General features: G+C 54.8%; 1 protein-coding gene. It reads right to left on the reverse strand.

What is annotated here, in order from left to right; all coding sequences use genetic code 11:
* Positions 1 to 94: 94 nt before the first annotated feature.
* The coding region (locus tag E1297_RS48910; RefSeq protein ID WP_209015563.1) for a hypothetical protein at positions 95 to 775 on the reverse strand (681 nt) is incomplete at its 5' end.

Below are 775 nucleotides of genomic sequence, written 5' to 3' on the forward strand. Positions count from 1 at the left end.
TAGGAAAAGGCAAACGCCTGATCGTTGAAATAAACGATTGTGGAATCCGTGTCGTCGATGCCCCGAACATCGATCTCTTTCACAATGTGATCTGTCATAGTTCCCCCGTCCATCTGCCGTACTTGTCGGTCTTGAGCGGAATAGGAACAGGCCGACCGTGATCAATCACCAGCGTTCCAAGCCGCTCCGTTCCGCGTGAATAGGAAAAGAAGGGATGCGTCGGATCGAGAAGACAGCCGGTAAAGGCCCCCCAATAGATCGAGCCGCCATAGAGAATGTCAGGGCAGGCTTGCCCAAACCGTTGATGGTGATGCCCGATGACGAGACTGTAGGGCCGACCGAACCGCGCCGGGATATCCTCCAGAATCGCCCGTTTCAGGTTCACTCCGTCTTTGTGACCGTGCCGCATGAGCACATCATCAATGATAATCTCGTCGTACCATTGCCATGAAAGAGGTGCGTCCAGAATGTCGGGCAATTCGCGCAGGAACCGTTTTGGAAACCGGCTGCGCAAGCGCGCCTTTTCCATGCGCCCCTGAACATGGTTGGAATGAAGTGCGGACACACTTGGAAAGGAGGCATACAGATCCCGCATGAAGCAAATGGCTGCATCGTCTTCTGCAAGCGGGTTATCGGCCTCGGCCTGCTTGGCATAGTCCGACAGCCAGCACCAATCCACTTCGTCACCGATGGCGACAACATGTGTTGGCTTGTATTTGTCCCTGACCTCTTTGAGAAACGAAATGGCGTCCGGGTGATGCGCAGGGGCCTGCAT

The organism is Roseibium sp. RKSG952 (genome assembly GCF_009711355.1).